Origin of the sequence: Pseudomonas protegens (genome assembly GCF_003363755.1) — a bacterium.
Classification (GTDB): domain Bacteria; phylum Pseudomonadota; class Gammaproteobacteria; order Pseudomonadales; family Pseudomonadaceae; genus Aquipseudomonas; species Aquipseudomonas danubii.
On the sequence record NZ_CP031396.1, the window covers coordinates 2,106,717 to 2,125,277 of the forward strand.

General features: G+C 63.2%; 15 protein-coding genes. 11 read left to right on the forward strand and 4 right to left on the reverse strand.

The window, feature by feature from the left end; genetic code table 11:
• Positions 1-76: 76 nt before the first annotated feature.
• The 5 genes from DWF74_RS09170 to DWF74_RS09190 all read left to right on the forward strand — a co-directional run bounded on the left by DWF74_RS09170 (position 77) and on the right by DWF74_RS09190 (position 3,882).
• Entirely contained in the window at positions 77-1,696 is a 1,620-nt protein-coding gene (locus DWF74_RS09170) for an FMN-binding glutamate synthase family protein (RefSeq protein WP_115580798.1), read from the forward strand.
• A 62-nt stretch (positions 1,697-1,758) separates the two neighbouring features.
• A complete protein-coding gene (locus tag DWF74_RS09175; RefSeq protein ID WP_102860450.1) occupies positions 1,759-2,043 on the forward strand; it encodes a putative quinol monooxygenase in 285 nt (94 codons plus the stop codon).
• Between the two features lie 76 nt (positions 2,044-2,119).
• Positions 2,120-2,416: a cupin domain-containing protein gene (locus tag DWF74_RS09180; RefSeq protein ID WP_115580799.1), complete on the forward strand. Its 297-nt coding sequence runs from the start codon at positions 2,120-2,122 to the stop codon at positions 2,414-2,416.
• A gap of 273 nt (positions 2,417-2,689) precedes the next feature.
• On the forward strand, positions 2,690-3,280 hold the full coding sequence (locus DWF74_RS09185; RefSeq protein ID WP_115580800.1) for a papain-like cysteine protease family protein: 591 nt from the start codon (positions 2,690-2,692) through the stop codon (positions 3,278-3,280).
• 8 nt (positions 3,281-3,288) lie between these two features.
• Positions 3,289-3,882 (forward strand): hypothetical protein, encoded by a 594-nt coding sequence (locus DWF74_RS09190; protein WP_102860447.1) that lies wholly within the window; start codon positions 3,289-3,291, stop codon positions 3,880-3,882.
• A 101-nt stretch (positions 3,883-3,983) separates the two neighbouring features.
• Here the strand turns inward: DWF74_RS09190 and DWF74_RS09195 are convergent, their stop codons facing one another.
• Positions 3,984-5,405, reverse strand: a complete 1,422-nt coding sequence (locus DWF74_RS09195; protein ID WP_102860446.1) for an amino acid permease — start codon at positions 5,403-5,405, stop codon at positions 3,984-3,986.
• A gap of 491 nt (positions 5,406-5,896) precedes the next feature.
• On the opposite strand from DWF74_RS09195, the gene DWF74_RS09200 reads away from it, so the two are divergent.
• The 3 genes from DWF74_RS09200 to DWF74_RS09210 all read left to right on the forward strand — a co-directional run bounded on the left by DWF74_RS09200 (position 5,897) and on the right by DWF74_RS09210 (position 10,525).
• The gene (locus DWF74_RS09200) at positions 5,897-9,022 is read left to right on the forward strand and encodes a transglycosylase domain-containing protein (protein ID WP_115580801.1); all 3,126 of its coding nucleotides are present in this window, start codon (positions 5,897-5,899) and stop codon (positions 9,020-9,022) included.
• 148 nt (positions 9,023-9,170) lie between these two features.
• Positions 9,171-9,743, forward strand: coding sequence for a PadR family transcriptional regulator (locus DWF74_RS09205; protein ID WP_115580802.1), 573 nt, complete (start codon positions 9,171-9,173; stop codon positions 9,741-9,743).
• Positions 9,740-10,525 carry a siderophore-interacting protein gene (locus tag DWF74_RS09210; protein ID WP_102860443.1) on the forward strand — a complete coding sequence of 262 codons (786 nt, stop codon included), beginning with the start codon at positions 9,740-9,742 and terminating at the stop codon, positions 10,523-10,525. The genes DWF74_RS09205 and DWF74_RS09210 overlap by 4 nt, the downstream gene beginning before the upstream one ends.
• Before the next feature lie 162 nt (positions 10,526-10,687).
• Here the strand turns inward: DWF74_RS09210 and DWF74_RS09215 are convergent, their stop codons facing one another.
• Both DWF74_RS09215 and DWF74_RS09220 read right to left on the reverse strand, forming a co-directional pair.
• Complete coding sequence (locus tag DWF74_RS09215; RefSeq protein ID WP_115580803.1) at positions 10,688-11,356, reverse strand: Pr6Pr family membrane protein; 669 nt, start codon at positions 11,354-11,356, stop codon at positions 10,688-10,690.
• 8 nt (positions 11,357-11,364) lie between these two features.
• Complete coding sequence (locus tag DWF74_RS09220) at positions 11,365-11,595, reverse strand: VF530 family DNA-binding protein (protein WP_019093117.1); 231 nt, start codon at positions 11,593-11,595, stop codon at positions 11,365-11,367.
• Between the two features lie 265 nt (positions 11,596-11,860).
• Here DWF74_RS09220 and DWF74_RS09225 point away from each other — a divergent pair, with 265 nt between their 5' ends.
• The gene (locus tag DWF74_RS09225) at positions 11,861-13,900 is read left to right on the forward strand and encodes a TonB-dependent receptor (RefSeq protein WP_115580804.1); all 2,040 of its coding nucleotides are present in this window, start codon (positions 11,861-11,863) and stop codon (positions 13,898-13,900) included.
• Between the two features lie 56 nt (positions 13,901-13,956).
• On the opposite strand, the gene DWF74_RS09230 is transcribed toward DWF74_RS09225, so the two are convergent.
• Positions 13,957-15,345 carry a PLP-dependent aminotransferase family protein gene (locus tag DWF74_RS09230; RefSeq protein ID WP_115580805.1) on the reverse strand — a complete coding sequence of 463 codons (1,389 nt, stop codon included), beginning with the start codon at positions 15,343-15,345 and terminating at the stop codon, positions 13,957-13,959.
• A 312-nt stretch (positions 15,346-15,657) separates the two neighbouring features.
• Here DWF74_RS09230 and DWF74_RS09235 point away from each other — a divergent pair, with 312 nt between their 5' ends.
• Positions 15,658-16,860 carry a benzoate/H(+) symporter BenE family transporter gene (locus tag DWF74_RS09235; protein WP_102860439.1) on the forward strand — a complete coding sequence of 401 codons (1,203 nt, stop codon included), beginning with the start codon at positions 15,658-15,660 and terminating at the stop codon, positions 16,858-16,860.
• Positions 16,861-17,087: 227 nt separating this feature from the next.
• Positions 17,088-18,461, forward strand: a complete 1,374-nt coding sequence (locus DWF74_RS09240) for a carbohydrate porin (RefSeq protein WP_115580806.1) — start codon at positions 17,088-17,090, stop codon at positions 18,459-18,461.
• The last annotated feature ends 100 nt before the right edge of the window (positions 18,462-18,561 follow it).

Genomic DNA, 18,561 nt, shown 5'->3' on the forward strand with positions numbered 1-18,561 from the left:
GGTGTCGCTGTCGATTACCCGTTATCAAGGCACCCGGTGCCTGATTGACCTGATGAGTCCGAACCAAGGAAACCGTATGAGCCTGTCACTTCTGAGCCGCTACGCCTTCTTTGCTGCCTGCGTGATATTCACCCTCGCCAGCCTGCCCTTTCTCGAACACGACTGGCTCTGGCCATTCACCCTGGTCACCGGCCTGCTGAGCCTGCTGGGGATCTTCGATCTGCTGCAAAGTCCCCACGCGGTACGCCGCAACTACCCGATCCTGGGCAACATCCGCTACCTGGTGGAAGGCATACGTCCGGAGATCCGCCAATACCTGCTGGAATCCGACAGCGACGCCCTGCCCTTTTCCCGCGCCCAGCGCTCCCTGGTGTACTCGCGGGCCAAGAATGAAAGCGCCGACAAACCCTTCGGCACCCTGATCGATGTCTACCAGTCGGGCTTCGAGTTCATCGGCCACTCCATGCGCCCGGCGCCCTTGAGCGACCCCAGCAGCTTTCGGGTCACCGTCGGCGGCCCGCAATGCACCCAGCCCTATTCGGCCTCGGTATTCAACATCTCGGCGATGAGCTTCGGCTCCCTGAGTGCCAACGCCATCCGTGCCCTGAACCGGGGTGCCAAGCTCGGCAACTTTGCCCACGACACTGGTGAAGGCAGCATCAGCCCCTATCACCGTGAACACGGCGGCGACCTGACCTGGGAACTGGGCAGTGGCTACTTTGGCTGCCGCACCGCCGACGGCCGCTTCGACCCCGAGCGCTTCGCCACCCAGGCGCAGAACCCGCAAGTGCGGATGATCGAGATCAAGATGAGCCAGGGCGCCAAGCCGGGCCATGGCGGCATCCTGCCCAAGCACAAGGTGACCCAGGAAATTGCCGACACCCGCGGCATCCGCATGGGCGAGGACTGCATTTCGCCGTCGAGCCACAGTGCATTTTCCACCCCGATCGAAATGATGCATTTCATCCAGCAACTGCGTGAGCTGTCCGGCGGCAAGCCGGTGGGCTTCAAGTTCTGCCTGGGCCACCCGTGGGAATTCATGGGCATTGCCAAGGCCATGCTGGAAACCGGCATCCTCCCGGATTTCATCGTGGTCGACGGCAAGGAAGGCGGCACCGGCGCAGCCCCCGTGGAGTTCACCGACCACATCGGCGCGCCCATGCGCGAAGGCCTGCTGTTCGTCCACAACACCCTGGTGGGCCTGAACCTGCGGGACAAGATCAAGCTCGGTGCCAGCGGCAAGATCGTCAGTGCCTTCGACATCGCCAGCGTCCTGGCCATCGGCGCCGACTGGGCCAACTCGGCCCGGGGCTTCATGTTCGCCATCGGCTGCATCCAGTCACAAAGCTGCCACACCAACAAATGTCCCACCGGTGTCGCCACCCAGGACAACCTGCGCCAGCGTGCCCTGGTGGTGCCGGACAAGGCCCAGCGGGTGTACAGCTTCCACCGCAACACCCTCAAGGCCCTGGCCGAGATGCTGGCCGCCGCCGGCCTGCAGCACCCGTCGCAACTGGAAGCCAAGCACCTGGTGCGACGCATGTCGGCCACCGAGATCAAGCTGTTCTCCCAACTGCATGTGTTCCTCAAGCCCGGCGAATTGCTCACCGGCGAAGTCAACGGCGAGTTCTACTCGCGCATGTGGCAACTGGCCCGGGCCGACAGCTTCGAACCCAATACCCAAGCCGCCGCTTAAGCACGCCTGTCCAGGCCTCCCCGGCTACCTGGGGAGCCTGGCGACTCACAAGGAAGATTGGAATGCTCAAGGTTATCGCTGAAGACTTCATCAAGCCCGAACACCTGGAAACCGTGCGCCCGTGGTACGCCGAACTGGTGGAAAAAACCCGCCAGGAGCCGCTGTGCATCGCCTACGATCTGTTCGTCGATCAGAAAGACCCCGGGCACTTCATCTTCGTCGAACAGTGGCCGGACCGCGCCGCCCTCGACGCTCATTGCAACACCGAACACTTCACCCGCCTGGTACCACAGATCAACGCCTTCCAAGCCCGCGAATGCCGCGTACTGCTGATGGACGAATTCTAGAAGCCGACATCCTCCCGATGCTTGACCGGACCACCGAAAGCAGAGCGAACCACCACTGACCTTTCGGAGTTCCACCATGCCCTTGCTGTCCTTCGAGCAACTGTCCCAGCAACTGCCCGGTCCCTGGCAATCCTCGCTGGTGGGCCAGGTCGGCGCGGCCCGTATCAAGGTCCTGCGCATGGACCAGGCGCCCTACCCGGAAGAAATCCACGACTACAACGAAGGCCTGCTGGTGACCCAGGGCTGCCTGCGCTTGGGCATTGGCCAGGCCACTGTCGAAGTGCTGGCCGGCCAGATGTACCGGGTGCAAGCCGGCCAGGCCCATAGCGTACTGCCCGGCAGCCACGGCACCCTGGTGATCATCGACGTCTAGCCTCACTCGGCACTCGACAAGGGGTCACAACCCGGACCGGGCCCGACTGTGGACGCCCCCCTTATCAGGGACATTCACGCCCGCCACAATGCATAAACGCATAATTAAATTGCATTGACGCATACCTCATCTAAGGTTGCTTGCAGACCCGGCCAGCGCACGCCATCGAGGCTGGCGCCGCGCATCACCCAGCGCCGGGTCCGGCAACTTGCTGTAGCCCAGATGCCACAGCGACACCAGCCGGAGGCTGGTTTTCACTCACGGAGGATGAACATGTTAAGCACGACCTTGACCCCCACCGGCAACCCGCAGGCCCTGCCCCAATGCCTGGCCGGTACGCTGATCGATCCGCAACTGGCTGAAATCGACCCACGCGCCGAGGCGGCCCCCCAGGCCGGCGCCCGACTCAATTTCAGCGTGCAGCCGCAAACCCAGAGCAACTGGTGCTGGGCGGCACTGTCGGCATCGGTCGGCAACTACTACGGCACCGGCTCCTGGACCCAGTGCGGGGTGGCCAATGCCGAATTGGGCCGCAACTCCTGCTGCAGCCAGCCCGGACCGTGCAACGTCTACGGCTACCTGGACTCGGCCCTCAGAACCACCCGCAGTTATGGCGGGATGCGGGAAAACCGGATGCAGATGCCGGCCATCGAAAACCAGCTCGGCATGGGCCGTCCCGTCGGCCTGCGTTGCGCCTGGTATGGCGGCGGCGCGCATTTCCTGACGATCTACGGCACCGACGGCAGCTCCATCCTGGTCGCCGACTCCATCTTCGGTTACTCGACCCGTGCCCTTAACAGCTTCCCCGGTTCCTACAACGGCGGCGGCAATTGGACCCACACCTACTTCACCCGGAAAAACTAGGAGGCGTCATGCAACTGACTTACCCCAAGGCGCCCACCCACGGCGTCCAGACCTTGCACCCGGCACTGCAGGCAGCCCTGCGCACCCAGGGTTTCGGCGTCAACCGCGCCTTTGCCAATGCCGGCACCCTGAGCCTGTCCCAGGCATTTCGCGGCTACGCCCTCGGCCTGGAGGACCTGGCCAACGGCAAGGGCCTGGACCAGGCCACGACGGGGGACTGGCATTACCTGGTGTTCGCCGGCGGTGTATCCATCGCCGACGCGCAACTGACGGAAGTGGCCGGCAAGGTCGAGTTCGCGGCGCTCAATCACGGCGTTCTGGCGGCGTCCACCATCAGTGCCCTGAACCTGGCGGAACAGGCACCCCTGCTGCAGGGGAAATCCTGCGAATTGAGGTTGCTGTTCATTCCGGCGTTGCAGGTGACGGCGATCTGGCTGCACGCAGCCGATGCCGAAGTGCTGATTCCCATCGACCCCACCCCGGCGAACCTGGCAGCCCACCAGCTCTATGACGCTGCGACGCTGTTGAGCCTGCTGAGCCCCTTGGCCCAACAAGCCAAGGCGGTTTTCGATGCCGATACCAGCGGCACACTGGGAGGCTGAACCGCGACAAAAAAAATCCGGCGGCCCTGGCGGGACGCCGGATTCTTCTGTTCAGGCCGTTGGCCCGGGATGCTCAAGGCAAGAGCTTGCCGAGCGAGGGATCACGACGCCGAACGCACCGCCCCTTGCTGGACATTGGTCGGTTGCAGCTTGAACAGGTAGAACAGCACCGTCAGCAGCACCAGGAACGCCGGGCCGACATACAACGCCACGCGAGTGTCCGGGAAGTAGGCCATCAGCCCCACCACCAGTACCAGGAACGCCAGGGCGAAGTAGGAACTGACCGGGTACAGCCACATGCGGTATTTCAGCGCAGCCCGTTCGCTCGGGCTCAGGCCCTTGCGGAACTTGAGCTGGGCCAGCAGGATCATCACCCAGGTCCAGATCGCCCCGAAGGTGGCGATCGAGGTCACCCAGACGAACACTTTCTCCGGCACCAGATAGTTCATCAGTACCCCCAGCAGCAGGGCGAAGATCGACAGCAGCAGCGCGCGACGCGGCACGCCGTTGTTCGAGGTCTTGGCGAAGCCGGCCGGGGCCTGGCCGTTCTGCGCCAGGCTGTAGAGCATGCGCCCGGTGCTGAAGATGCCGCCGTTGCAGGACGACAGCGCAGCAGTGATCACCACGAAGTTGATGATGCCGGCGGCGGTCTTGATGCCCAGACGCTCGAAGGTCATCACGAACGGGCTGCCCTGGGTGCCGATCTCATTCCACGGGTAGATCGACAGGATCACGAACAGCGCGCCCACGTAGAACAGCAGGATGCGCCAGAACACCGAGCCGATGGCGTTGGGAATGGTCTTCTGCGGGTTGCGCGCTTCACCGGCGGTGAGGCCGATCATCTCTACGCCCAGGTAGGCGAACATCACCATCTGCAGCGACATCAGCACGCCGGTCACGCCATTGGGCATGAAGCCGCCATGGGTCCACAGGTTGGAGATGCCCAGCGCCACGCCGTCGTTGCCGAAGCCGAAGGCAATGATGCCAACGCCGCCGATCACCATGGCGATGATGGTGACGATCTTGATCAGGGCGAACCAGAACTCGAACTCACCGAAGGCCTTGACCGCGATCAGGTTGATCGACCCCATGCTCACCAGGGCCGCCAGGGCCCAGATCCAGCGCGGCACATCGGGGAACCAGATGCCCATGTACACCGCCACCGCCGTGATCTCCGCGACACAGGTCACCAGCCACAGGAACCAGTAGTTCCAGCCGGTCAGAAAACCCGCCAACGGACCCAGGTAGTCTTGTGCGTAACGGCTGAAGGAACCGGCGACCGGGTTATGCACCGCCATCTCGCCGAGGGCGCGCATGATCACCAGGATCGCCAGGCCGCCGATAATGTAGGACAGCATGATGGCCGGACCGGCCATTTCGATGGCCTTGGCCGAGCCCAGGAACAGGCCGACGCCGATACAGGCACCCAGGGCCATCAAGCGAATATGCCGTTCGCCCAGTTCGCGTTTCAGCGGGCCGCCCTGAGCGGTCTCGCCGTGGGGCAGTTGGTTGCCAACTGACATAGAGATACAACCTCATTTTGTTATTGGATATGAACCACCGAGTCTGCGAAGCCGTGGCGGATAGCCGCAGCTTGCTCAACCGTACCGGCCTTGTGGGGCGGCGCGTCTGTAGGACAAGACCTGCCAGATCAGCGGGGTGCGCAGTATAAAAAGCTCCCGACAGGGCTTTTCACTCTATAAGTAGCTAAATTCAGAGAGAAATCTCGGCAAATACCGCTTTCGCGGAGAAGCATTACCTGCTTTTTGCCCTTAAACCTCACTCGGAAAGGGCCCGGAGTATTGCACAGCCCTGGTGCATCGTCATGCCCCTACCTAGGGCGTATTTACCTGGAAGAAGGCTCTATCACAGCCCTTTCCCACCGGTTCCTGATCAGCCCCGGGGCCGCGGCCCGGTTCCAGGACCCATTGCTTTCACAATTTCTTCTGCCGCGGCTACCACCGACTAAGCTTCAGACAAGTCCGATCAATCTGCGTGAATGGATCAATCGACTATGGGCGCTCTGTGGCAGACCGATTCGCGTAAAAACGCAGTGCCAAACCACAGCGAGGACGAAGCGCCTTTACCCAAAAAACCCAGGTCCCGCCGTTATGCCTGGCGCCTGTTCTGGCTGCTACTGCTGATCACGCTGATCGCCCTGGGTGTCGCCGCCAGCCGGGAAATGCGTACCTCCAAGCTCCAGGCGCGGGAGTTCAGCAAGCTGGCTCAAGACTTGAGCTATTCCCTGCAACCAGGCCCCAGCGACGCCATACTCTATCCCGGCGCCGGCCCCTTCGACCGGCGTCTGGGCTATAGCGCCCTGGGCGAGTTCCTGCCGCGTCTGCTCAAGCGCGGCTACCTGATCGACGCTCAGACTCGGTTTTCCCCGGCATTGATGGACTACAGCAAAAACGGTTTTTTCGTGCCCTATACCGAGAAAATCCAGGCCGGCCTGTTCATCACCGATTGCCGCGCCGCGCCCCTGTATCAATTCAATTACCCACAACAGCTGTATGCCAGCTTCAACCATATTCCGCCCCTGATGGTGCACAGCCTGCTGTTCATCGAGAACCGCGATCTGCTGGACCCCAAGCTGGCCCAGGCCAACCCGGCGGTGGACTGGCCGCGCTTCGCCAAGGCCGCCTGGTCCCAGGTGGCCAAGCTTCTGCACCTACCCGGGCAGACCGCCGGCGGCAGCACCCTGGCCACCCAGCTGGAAAAATACCGCCACTCCCCCGATGGCTTGACGGTGTCCGGCGGCGAAAAGATCCGCCAGATGATTTCCGCCAGCGTGCGCGCCTATCAGGATGGCCCGCAAACCCTGGAGGCCCGGCGCCGGATCGTCCGCGATTACCTCAACAGCGTGCCGCTGTCGGCAGTTCCGGGGCACGGCGAGGTACATGGCATGGCCGAGGGCCTGCGGGTCTGGTACGGCGCCGATTTCGATCAGGTCAACCAGGCCCTGTCCAGCAACGCCACCGATGCCAGGAGCCTGGCCCAGCGCGGCCTGGCCCTGCGCCAGGTGCTGTCGCTGATGATCGCGCAACGCCGCCCTTCCTATTATCTGGTCAAGAGGCACGCCGAGCTGGCGGACCTCACCGACAGCCATATCCGCCTGCTGGCGCAGAACAATGTCATCGATCCCGCCCTGACCGCCGCGGCCCTGGCCAGCAAGGTCAGCTACCGCGACTGGCAGCAGCAGCCGACGATCCAGCCGATCGAAACAAACAAGGGCATCAGCGTGGCCCGCCGCCGTTTGGCAGCGCTGCTCAACCGCCCCTTGTACGACCTGGACCGCCTTGACCTGTCGGCCACCAGCACCTTGCAGAGCGACCTGCAGCGCCAGGCCACCGAGTACCTCAAGCACCTCGCCGACCCGGCTTTCGCCGCGCAGATCGGTGTGCTCGGCGAGCGCCTGCTGACCCCCACCAGCACCACGCAAGTGCGCTACAGCTTCACCCTGTTCGAACTCACCCCCGACGGCTCGCGGGTGCGGGTGCAGACCGACAGCACCGACCAGCCTTTCGACATCAACGAAGGCAGCAAGCTGGAATTGGGCTCCACCGCCAAGCTGCGGGTGCTGACCACCTACCTGCAGATCATTGCCGAGTTGCACGACAAGCACGCTGGGAAAACTCCGGCCGAGCTGAAGAAGTTTGTGGTCAACGACCAGGACCGACTGAGCCGCTGGGCCCTCGACTACCTGATGCAGAACAGCGACCGCAGCTTGCCGAAGATGCTCGACGCGGCCCTGGACCGCACCTACTCCGCCAGCCCCGGCGAAGCCTTCTTCACCGGCGGCGGGTTGCATCACTTCAACAACTTCCGCAAAGAGGACAACGGCCGCAGCCCGACCCTGCGCGATGCCCTGCGCGAATCCATCAACCTGCCGTTCATTCGCTTGATGCGTGACCTGGTGCGCTACAGCACCTACGGCGGCGACAGCAGCAGTGCCGAGTTGCTCAAGGACGACGCCAACCCGCGGCGCCAGGAATACCTGGCACGCTTCGCCGACCACGAAGGCACCTCGTTCCTGCTGCGGTTCTGGAAGAAGTACCGCAACAAGGACACCCAGGCACGCCTGGACACCTTTCTCGACGGCATGCACCCCACGGCGATCCGCCTGGCTGCCGTGCACCGCTACCTGCTGCCGGACGCCAGCCAGGACAGTTTCAATCGCTTTGTCCGGGCCCATATGAAAAACGCCAAGACCGCCGAGAAACTCACCGACGAGCGCCTGGACAAGCTCTATGCCGGCTATGGCCCGGGAGCCTATGACCTGCCGGACCAGGGCTACATCGCCAAGGTCCATCCCCTGGACCTGTGGCTGCTGGGCTACCTGATGAACAACCCCGACGCGACCTTCAGCCAGATCGTCAAGGCCAGTGAATTCGAACGCCAGGAGGTCTACAGCTGGCTGTTCAAGAGTCGCCATCGCAGCGCCCGGGACAGTCGCATCCGCACCATGCTGGAAGTCGAAGCGTTCCTGGATATTCACCAGCGCTGGCAGAGCGTCGGTTACCCGTTCGACCACCTGGTGCCCTCCCTGGCCACCGCCATCGGCAGCTCCGGCGATCGTCCGGCGGCGCTCGCCGAACTGGTGGGCACCATCCTCAACGACGGCGTGCGCCTGCCGTCCCTGCGTATCGACAGCCTGCACTTTGCCGCCGGCACGCCTTACGAAACCCGCCTGAGCAACGACCCTGGCAAGGGCAAGCGCGTGATGCCTTCGGAGGTCGCCACGGCGCTGCGCGGGGCCCTGTCACAGGTGGTGGATGCCGGTACCGCGAAACGGGTATCCGGCAGTTTCAAACTGGCGGACGGCACGCCACTGGCCATGGGCGGCAAGACCGGTACTGGCGACAACCGCATCGAGGCCACTGGTGCCGGCGGCCGGGTGCTGAGCTCCAAGTCCATCAACCGCACCGCAACCTTCGTGTTCTACATCGGCGATCACCACTTCGGCACCCTCACAGCCTACGTGCCAGGGGCTTCGGCCCAGGGCTTCAAATTCACCTCGGCCTTGCCGGTGCAGGTGCTCAAGGGCATGGCGCCGATTCTCATGCCCTACCTGCAGCCTGGCAGCAGCACCCAGTGCCTGGGCAGCCTCGCTGCAACGCTGAATCCCTCCGGTTACTAGCCGCTCCACGCCACTCCATGGCGTGGAGCGCCCGCCCATTGTGATTTTCCATCTCAGACCAACGGCAGCTTTGGATGGCGTAGAAGTGCTTGCGCAATCGTTAAGATATATCTTAAGTTATATCTGAACCGAACAGAAGAAAGAGAAAATGAGAGAGTCCCCTCACCACCGCGAACAAGGTGACGGCCACGACAGTTTCGAGCGCCGCCCCGCTCGTGAACGCGGCGGCCGCGGCCCCCGGGTGTTTGCCCCCGGCGACTTGAAGTTGCTGCTGCTGGCGTTGATCGCCGAGCAGCCCTGCCACGGCTACGACCTGATCCGCCAGATCGAAGGCATGTTCGACGGCGCCTACAGCCCGAGCCCCGGTGTGATCTACCCGACCCTGATCTTTCTGGAAGAAAGCGAAATGATCCAGGGCGACGCCGAAGGCGGGAAAAAGCGCTACAGCGTCACCGACGCCGGTCGTCTTTCCCTTCAGGAGCAGGCCATTGCCCTGGACGGTGTGCACATGCGCATCGAGGTCAGCAAGCGCTCCCTGCGCGGCCACGACCGCCCTGCAGAAATCCATGAGGCGGTGCACAACCTGCGCCACGCCCTGCAAATGCACCATGGGCGCTGGAGCCCGGAAGAAATCCTCCGGGTGCGTGACCTGCTGAACAACACCGCCAAGGCCATTGTCGATGGTCCTGTCAGCCACACTGCCCAGGAGAAATCCGAATGACTGCAACCCCAGAGCCATCCATTCACCGGGTCATGCACGAGATCAAGCGCCGGCGCCTGGAAGTCTTGCGCGTCGTCGACCTGACCCCACGCATGCGCCGCATCACCCTCGGCGGGCCGGAGCTGGCCGGTTTCATCAGCCTGGGCAGCGACGATCATGTAAAGCTGCTGTTCCCGCAGAACGCCGAACAGCAAGCCGCCCTGGAAACCCTGGTGCTGGGCCCAGGCAAGGACAGCGGACCGATGCCCGCCATGCGCGACTACACCCCGCGCCGCTACGACCTGGAACAGGGCGAACTGGACATCGACTTCGTGCTCCATGGCGACGGCCCCGCTTCGACCTGGGCCGAGCAGGCCAAGCCGGGGCAGTACCTGCACATCGGCGGCCCGCGGGGGTCGATGATCGTGCCGGACATCTTCGACAGCTACTTGTTGATCGGCGATGAAACGGCCCTGCCCGCCATAGCCCGACGCCTGGAAGAACTGCCGGCCGGACGCCGGGTATTGGCGGTGATCGAGGTTCAGGATCGAGCGGAGCGCCAGGCACTGCATAGCGCCGCCGAGGTCGAGGTGATCTGGGTGGAGCGTGATGGCGGCGCGCAGGACCTGATCAGCACTGTGCGTCAGTTGCAGGTCCCGCAAGGCAAGCTGTATGCCTGGGTGGCCACCGAGAGCAAGGTCTCGCGCCAGGTTCGTCGAGTGCTGCTGGATGAGCACCGGCTCAACGACGAATTCGTCAAGGCTGCCGGTTACTGGCGCCTGGACGGCAGCGAAGAACAATAGGCCCGCCTCACGGTAGGAACTGGCACGCCAGCGAAGGCGATCTCAACGCCCCCTTCGCTGGCAAGCCGGCTCCTACGGAGTGGCCGGGAATGCATTTCCCTTGTAGGAACTGGCTTGCCAGCGAAAGCGGTCTCAAGGCCCGCTTCGCTGGCAAGCCGGGGCCTACCGGGGTTGCGCCGGGCGCTTGCCCAACCAGCGATCCAGGCCCAGCAACAACAACGACACCAGGACGAATCCCGCCAATATGCCCAGGGCATTGAGCAGCACTTGGGGATAGCCGAGCTTGTCCACAGCGATAAAAGGATAGGGGTACAGCCCCAGCACATTCCCGCGCAAGAGCAGATAGGCGAAATACAGTATCGGATAAAGCATCCAAAAGCCGACGTGCCACAGCCGCAGCCCCCCCTTGGGCACACAGCACCACCAGTAGATCAGGAACAGCACCGGCATCACGTCGTGCAGCAACTCATCCGCCAGCCATTGCCAGCCCTGGGGATGCCACAGATGACGCAACAGCAGGCTGTACGCCAACCCCACCAGGACAATGCTCGCCGCTACCGCGCCACTGACCGCCGGACGCAACATGAACGCCTGCCCCCGGGAAATCCGCAGATTCAGGGCACAGGTCAGCACACTGGCCACCAAGGTATTGCTGAGTACGGTGAAGAAGCTGAAGAAGTTCACCAGCCCACCCAGCAGGCTGGCCCCGGCCTCCCAGCGTAACAACAGAATCAGGTACAGCTGAACCGTCAGCCCCAGCCAACCCAGCACTGCGGCAATGGCGATCAGCCCGCGTCGGCTGAGCAGCCCCTGCAGCGATACACCGGCCATGGAATTCCTCAGAGCGGACGCTTGGTGCGCTGCAACTTCACGTAGAGCTTCTCGACCTTTTCCCGTGCCCAGGGTGTCTTGCGCAGGAAGGTCAGGCTCGACTTGATGCTCGGGTCACTTTTGAAGCAACGGATATCGATGCGCTCGGCCAACCCCGACCATTCGTAGTGTTCCACCAGCGCCTTGAGGATCTGTTCCAGGGTTACGCCATGCAGCGGGTCGGTGTGGGTGTCGGTCATGCCAGGCCTTTGCGGGAAGAAAATAGGGAAAGCCGCGCACCTTAGCCGAGGCCATGCGCCCGCGCCAGAGCGCTGTTTTAACTGTAGCCGCCGTAGACAACCACGGCGATTGAGCATGAGAAGCAAAAAGTTCCTGGCTTTTCGCGATAAAAGAGATGTTATATTGTATCAATCAATAACAACTCACCCGCATCCTGGGCACCCCCGTGTCCTGCCTGTTTTCTGACTCAAAGCGCGCTGCGCAACGCTTGCCAAGGAATGACCGATGTCCCTTTCAGTCCCTCGCCCTTCCCGCTCTTTACTGTGGCGCCTGTCGCCGCTGTCCGCCGCCTTGCTGATTGCCTCCCAGGCCCAGGCCCTGGATTTGCCCCAGCAAGTCATCACCGCCAATCCTCTGGGCAGCACTGAGCTGGCCGCCCCCACCACCGTGCTGGAAGGCGATCAACTGACCCTGCAACAGAAAGGCAGCCTCGGTGAAACCCTGAACAAGCAGCCGGGTGTGTCTTCGTCCTACTTCGGTCCCGGTGCCAGCCGCCCGGTGATTCGTGGCCTGGACGGTGACCGCATCCGCATCCTGCAAAATGGCATCGGCGCCCTGGATGCCTCGTCGCTGTCCTACGACCACGCCGTGCCTCTGGACCCGGTCAACGTTGAACGCATCGAAATCGTTCGTGGCCCGGCAGCCTTGCTGTACGGCGGCAACGCCATTGGCGGGGTCATCAACAGCTTCGACAACCGCATTCCCACCAAAGCCATCGAGGGTATTCACGGGGCCGGTGAACTGCGCTACGGCGGCGCCGACACCACCCGCAGCAGCGCCGGAAAACTGGAAGCCGGCGACGGCACCTTCGCTCTGCACCTGGACGCCAACTCCCGGCAGTTCAATGACCTGAAGATTCCCGGCTACGCCCGCAGCCGCCACGCGCCAGCGAGCGAAGATGGCGACGGCAAGAAAGGCCGCCTGGGCAACAGCGACGGACGCCAGGACGGCGGCGCCATCGGCGGTTCCTACACCTGGGACGACGGTTATGCCGGCCTGTCCTACAGCAACTACGACGCCAACTACGGCTCACCCGCCGAAGACGACGTGCGTATCCGCATGAAGCAGGATCATTACGCCTTTGCCTCGGAGCTGCGCAACCTGCAAGGCCCGTTCAGCTCGCTCAAGTTCAACGCCGGCTACACCGACTATGAGCACCGGGAGATCGAAGGCGGTGAAACCGGCACCACCTTCAAGAACAAGGGTTACGAGGCGCGGGTCGAGGCTCGGCACCTGCCCATCGGCCCGCTGGAAGGCGTGATCGGCGCCCAGGTCAATCGCAACGAGTTTTCCGCCCTGGGTGAAGAAGCCTTCGTGCCGAAGACCGATACCAACAGCGGCGCCCTGTTCATTCTTGAAGAACTGCAAGCCACCGAGCGCCTGAAACTCAGCCTCGGCGGGCGCCTGGAACACACCACCGTGGACCCGGACGGCAAAGGCAACGAGCGTTTTGCCCAGGCCGACAAGTCCAGCAGCTTCACTGCCGGCAGCCTGTCCTCCGGCGCGGTCTATACCCTGACACCGGTGTGGTCCCTGGCCGCGACCCTGGGCTACACCGAACGCGCCCCGACCTTCTATGAGCTGTATGCCAACGGCGCCCACGTCGCCACCGGCACCTATGAGCTGGGCAACGCCAAGCTGTCCAAGGAAAAGGCCGTGTCCAGCGACCTGGCCCTGCGCTTTGACAACGGCACCCACAAAGGCAGCGTCGGGGTGTTCTACAGCCACTTCTCCAACTACATCGGCCTGCTGGGCACGGGGCGCACCCTGAACGATGAAGGCGAAGAAGAGGCAGGTGCAATTCCGGAATACGCCTACAGCGGAGTACGAGCACGCTTCACCGGGATCGAAGCCCAGGATCGCTGGAGCCTGGGAGAAAGCGCCTACGGCAAGTTCGCCCTGGATCTGTCCGGCGACTACACCCGGGCCAAGAACCTCGACAATGGCCAGTACCTGCCGCGCATTGCCCCGCTGCGCCTGAACAGCGGCCTGCTCTGGGAACTGGATCGCTGGCAGGCGCGCCTGGATGTGCAGCATGCCGCCGGCCAGGGCCGAGTGCCGGACCACGAAAGCAGCACCGATGGCTACACCACCTTTGGCGCCAGTGCCGGTTATCGCTTCGATATTGGCCGTAGCCAGTGGCTGGCCTTCGTCAAGGGCGAGAACCTGACCAACCAGACCGTGCGCTACGCCAGCTCGATTCTGCGGGATATCGCCCCGGCCGCCGGGCGCAGTGTGGAAGTGGGGTTGCGTACCACCTTCTAAGGCCCCGTTCGCCAGCAAGCCGGCACCTACAAGAGGCAGGTGCCGGCGAAGCGGCCTCAGCGGTAACGTCGCGGATCAGCCTCGATCAAGCTGGCCAACTGAGTCAGGGCAAAACGCAACTCGTCCTGGGTCGTCGGCGACATCAGCACCACCCGCACACAACGGGAGCTGGCACCGCGTTCCACCTGGAACTGGCTGCCGCTCATCACCAGCACGCCATTGGCTCGGGCCAGGGTGGCGAACTCATCGCCAGTCCAGGGCTCCGGCAAGGTCAGCCACAGGTGATAGCTGTGGGGCTGAGTCTCGATCTCCAGGCCGGCAAACACTTCCCGGGCTATCGCCTGACGCGCCGCCGCTTCGTTGCGCTGAGTCTGCACCAGCTTGCGGTCCAATCCCTCGACAATCACGTTGCTGGCCAATTGCGCGGTCAGGGGCGAGGGCATCCACACGCTGCTGCGGACCATCGAGCTCAGGCGCGACAGCAACTTGGGCGGGCTGTAGAGATAACCCACGCGCAACGCCGGCATGATCGCCTTGGACAGGCTGGTGAGGTACACCGAACGCTGCGGCGCATAGCTGGAAAGCGGTTTGATCGACGGATCGGTGGCGAGAAAGCCGTAGATATCGTCGTCGATGATCAAAAAGTCGAACTCTTCGGCAATCGCTGCAATCTGCGCCCGGCGCTGGGGTGACATGATCGCCGTGGTGGGGTTCTGGCAACTGGCGACGCACACCAGCAGCGCCGGTTTTTCCCGCAGGCACTGCTCGCGCAAGGCCTCGGGAATCATCCCCTGCTCGTCCATTGCCACGCCCCGCAGGCGCCGCTCCAGGCCGTGGGCCACGGAGATGATGCCCGGGTAGGTCAAGGATTCGCAGAGCAGCAGATCGCCGGCATTGCTCAAGGCGCTGATGGCCACCATCAAGCCGTGCTGGGCACCGGCAGTCATCACCACCTGTTGCCAATGGACTTCGGGCAGGGAATGGCGCAGCCACTGGGCTCCGGCTTCACGATGGGCCGGATGACCACCGTCGGGGGCGTAGTCCAGGGCACGACCGAAATCGCTGCTGCGGGCCATGCCCACCAACGCGCCGCGCAACCAGTACTCCAGGGTTTCGCTGTAAGGCTTGATGATCGATAGATCCAGGGCTTCGGACTGCCCCAGGGACAGCGACGGTGCACTGGAACCTTCCGGCAACACCAGCGGCGGCTGCGCCAGCACATAAGTGCCGCGCCCGACTTCGCCCTGCACCAGCCCGCGCCGCTGAGCTTCGCTGTAGGCGCGGCTGATGGTGCCGGGGGTGACATTGAGGGTCACCGCCAGCTCGCGCAAGGTCGGCAAGCGGTCACCGTCGTTCAACAGGCCGCTGCTGATGTCCCGCGCCAAGGCGTCGGCAATGGACAGGTAGACCGGCTGATTGAACTCGCTTAACTGGGGAACCCACATGGAGGCTGATCACCATCGGCTGCATTGAAGTGGGCCGGAGCATATCACAGGCCTGCACTCGCCTTTAACGTCGACTCAATCGAGCTATTGATTCGATGAAAAGACAAATGAAAAAACTGCAGGCGACTCGAAAGCCTTATTCATGATCAATATAAATAGTTTTAAATCAGTCACTTATATAAAAACAAAGGACTTCTCAAAGAAATCTTTCCAGAGAAACAATTGAATCGATTCAATTCATTGAAATACACTCAGCCAGCACCAACCCAATCGACTCAATCCTTCTTCCACTCCATGCCCAGTCGAGATGCCATGCACAGTCTCAGCAAGGACCTGTCCCTCTCCGCCGTGATCGCCGGCCTGATCGCCGTGATCATTTCCTACGCCGGCCCCTTGATCATCGTGTTCCAGGCCGCCCGCGAAGCCCACTTGCCCAGTGACCAGGTGTCGTCCTGGATCTGGGCCATCTCCATCGGCAGCGGCCTCACCGGCCTGCTGCTGAGCTGGCGCCTGAAGGTGCCGGTGATCACCGCCTGGTCAACCCCCGGCGCGGCGCTGCTGGTATCGATGCTGCCCACGGTGTCGCTGCCCCAGGCCATCGGTGCCTATATAGTCGCCTCGCTGATCATTGCCGTGGTCGGGCTGTCCGGGGCCTTCGACAAACTCATGAGCCGCCTGCCCAAAGCCATTGCCGCGGCCATGCTGGCGGGCATCCTGTTCCGCTTCGGCGCCGAGCTGTTCACTTCGGTCACCGTGCAACCGGCCCTGGTGCTGGCGATGATCGCGGCCTATCTGCTGGGCAAACGCTTCTCGCCACGCTACGCGATCCTGGCAGTGCTGCTGGTGGGCTGCGCCGTGGCCGCCGGCCTCGGCAATTTCAATGGCGGCTCCATCACCCTGGCGCTGGCCAAACCGATCTTCACCGCCCCCGAGTGGAACTGGCACGCCATCATCAACATCGGCCTGCCCCTGGCCCTGGTGACCCTCACCGGGCAATACGTGCCGGGCATGGCGGTGATGCGCAGCGCCGGCTACACCACCCCGGCGCGCTCGATCGTGTCCTGGACCGCCATCACCTCGGCGCTGCTGGCGCCCTTCGGCTCCCACGGCATCAACCTTGCCGCCATCACCGCCGCCATCTGCACCGGTCGCGAAGCCCACGAAGACAAGGACAAACGCTACATCGCCGGGATCGCCTGCGGCCTGTTCTACATCCTCATGGGGATTTTCGGCGCGACCCTGGCCTCGGTGTTCGCCGCCCTGCCCAAGGAGCTGATCGCGGCCCTGGCCGGCCTCGCCCTGTTCGGCGCCATCAGCGCCGGGCTCAGCGGCGCCATGGCCGATGAGAAACAGCGTGAAGCCGCGCTGATCACCTTCCTGGTCACCGCCTCGGGCATGAGCTTTCTCGGCCTGGCCGCCGCGTTCTGGGGGTTGATCTTCGGCCTGGTGGCGCACTTCGCCCTGAGCTACACCCGGCAGAAACAATCCCTCGCCGGGGCCACCGCCCCGCGCTGAACCTGCCCGGGCCCGGTAACTGTTACCGAATCCGAAACGGTTCATGTCAATAAAAGCGCTTTCTCTTGATGAGACGGCGCTTTATCCTTAGCCCCCTAATAAAGCTGAACCGTTTCATCTTTCCCTTTGAAATCAGTGGCCTGCCGTCCTCGATCAACCCGTATCGATGCCACGTGCCGCGCCCTTGCTTCTGCCTATTCCTAGAAAAAGACCTGACTCGAATGCCTATGCCTACTTTTCAGCGCCTAAAAGACAGCGCTGTCCTGACTCCCGTTGCCCTGCCCAAGACCCTGAGCCTGCTCGGCGCCCTGGGGTTTGCCGCCTGCGCCCAGGCCGCCCCGGCCTTCGACAGCGACTCGTCCTGGATGCTCGGCGACTGGAACGGCACGCGCACGGAACTGGCGAACAAGGGCTACGACTTCAAGGTCGACTACGTCGGCGAAATGGGCGCCAACCTGCATGGCGGCTACGACCATGACCGCACCGCGCGCTACAGCGACCAGTTCGCCTTCGGCAGCCACCTGGACCTGCAGAAGATCCTTGGCTGGGATGACGCCGAGTTCCAACTGACCGTGACCAAGCGCGACGGCGACAACATCAGCAACGACCGGATCAACGATCCACGGGTCGGCGGCTTCACCTCGGCCCAGGAAGTCTGGGGCCGTGGCCAGACCTGGCGCCTGACGCAGATGTGGTACCAGCAGAAATTCTTCGACCAGAAGCTCGACATCAAGGCCGGCCGCTTCGGCCAGGGCGAAGACTTCAACAGCTTCCCCTGCGACTTCCAGAACCTGGCGTTCTGCGGTTCCCAGGTGGGCAACTGGGCCGGCAGCGTCTGGTACAACTGGCCGGTCAGCCAGTGGGCGCTGCGGGTCAAATACCACCTGACTCCAGAGGTCTACGCGCAGATCGGCGCCTATGAACAGAACCCGTCGAACCTGGACCGCGACAACGGCTTCAAGCTCAGCGGCAGTGGCACCCAGGGCACCCTGTTGCCGGTGGAGTTGGTGTGGACACCGAAACTCAACGGCCTGGCCGGTGAGTACCGCGCCGGCTACTACTACAGCAGCGCCAAGGCCAGCGACCTGTACAAGGACAGCAACGGCCAGAGCGCGGCCCTGAGCGGCGAAGCCTACCGCAGCAGCTCAAGCAAGCACGGCCTGTGGTTCGGCGCGCAACAGCAAGTCACCAGCGTGGCCAGCGACCACTCCCGCGGCCTGAGCCTGTTCGCCAACGTCACCGCCCACGACAAGAAGACCAACGCCATCGACAACTACGTCCAGGCCGGCCTGGTCTACAAGGGCCTGTTCGATGCCCGCGCCAAGGACGACATCGGCTTTGCCCTGGCCCGAGTCCACGTCAACCCGGCGTACCGCAAGAACGCCCAGGCCCGCAACCAGGCCCGCGCGATCTACGCCTACGACGACCCCGGCTACCTGCCGCCCCAGGACACCGAATACAGCGCCGAGCTGTACTACGGCGTGCACCTGGCCAACTGGCTGACCGTGCGCCCCAACCTGCAATACATCCGTCATCCCGGTGGCGTCAGCCAGGTGGACGACGCGCTGATCGGCGGGATCAAGATCCAGAGTTCGTTCTAAAGCCGCGAGGCAGAAACGACGCCATTCACAGTTTTCAGCTGAACCAAGCCCGCGCCTGATCGTCATCTACAGTGAACAAGCGCGGGAACACTCTTAACGT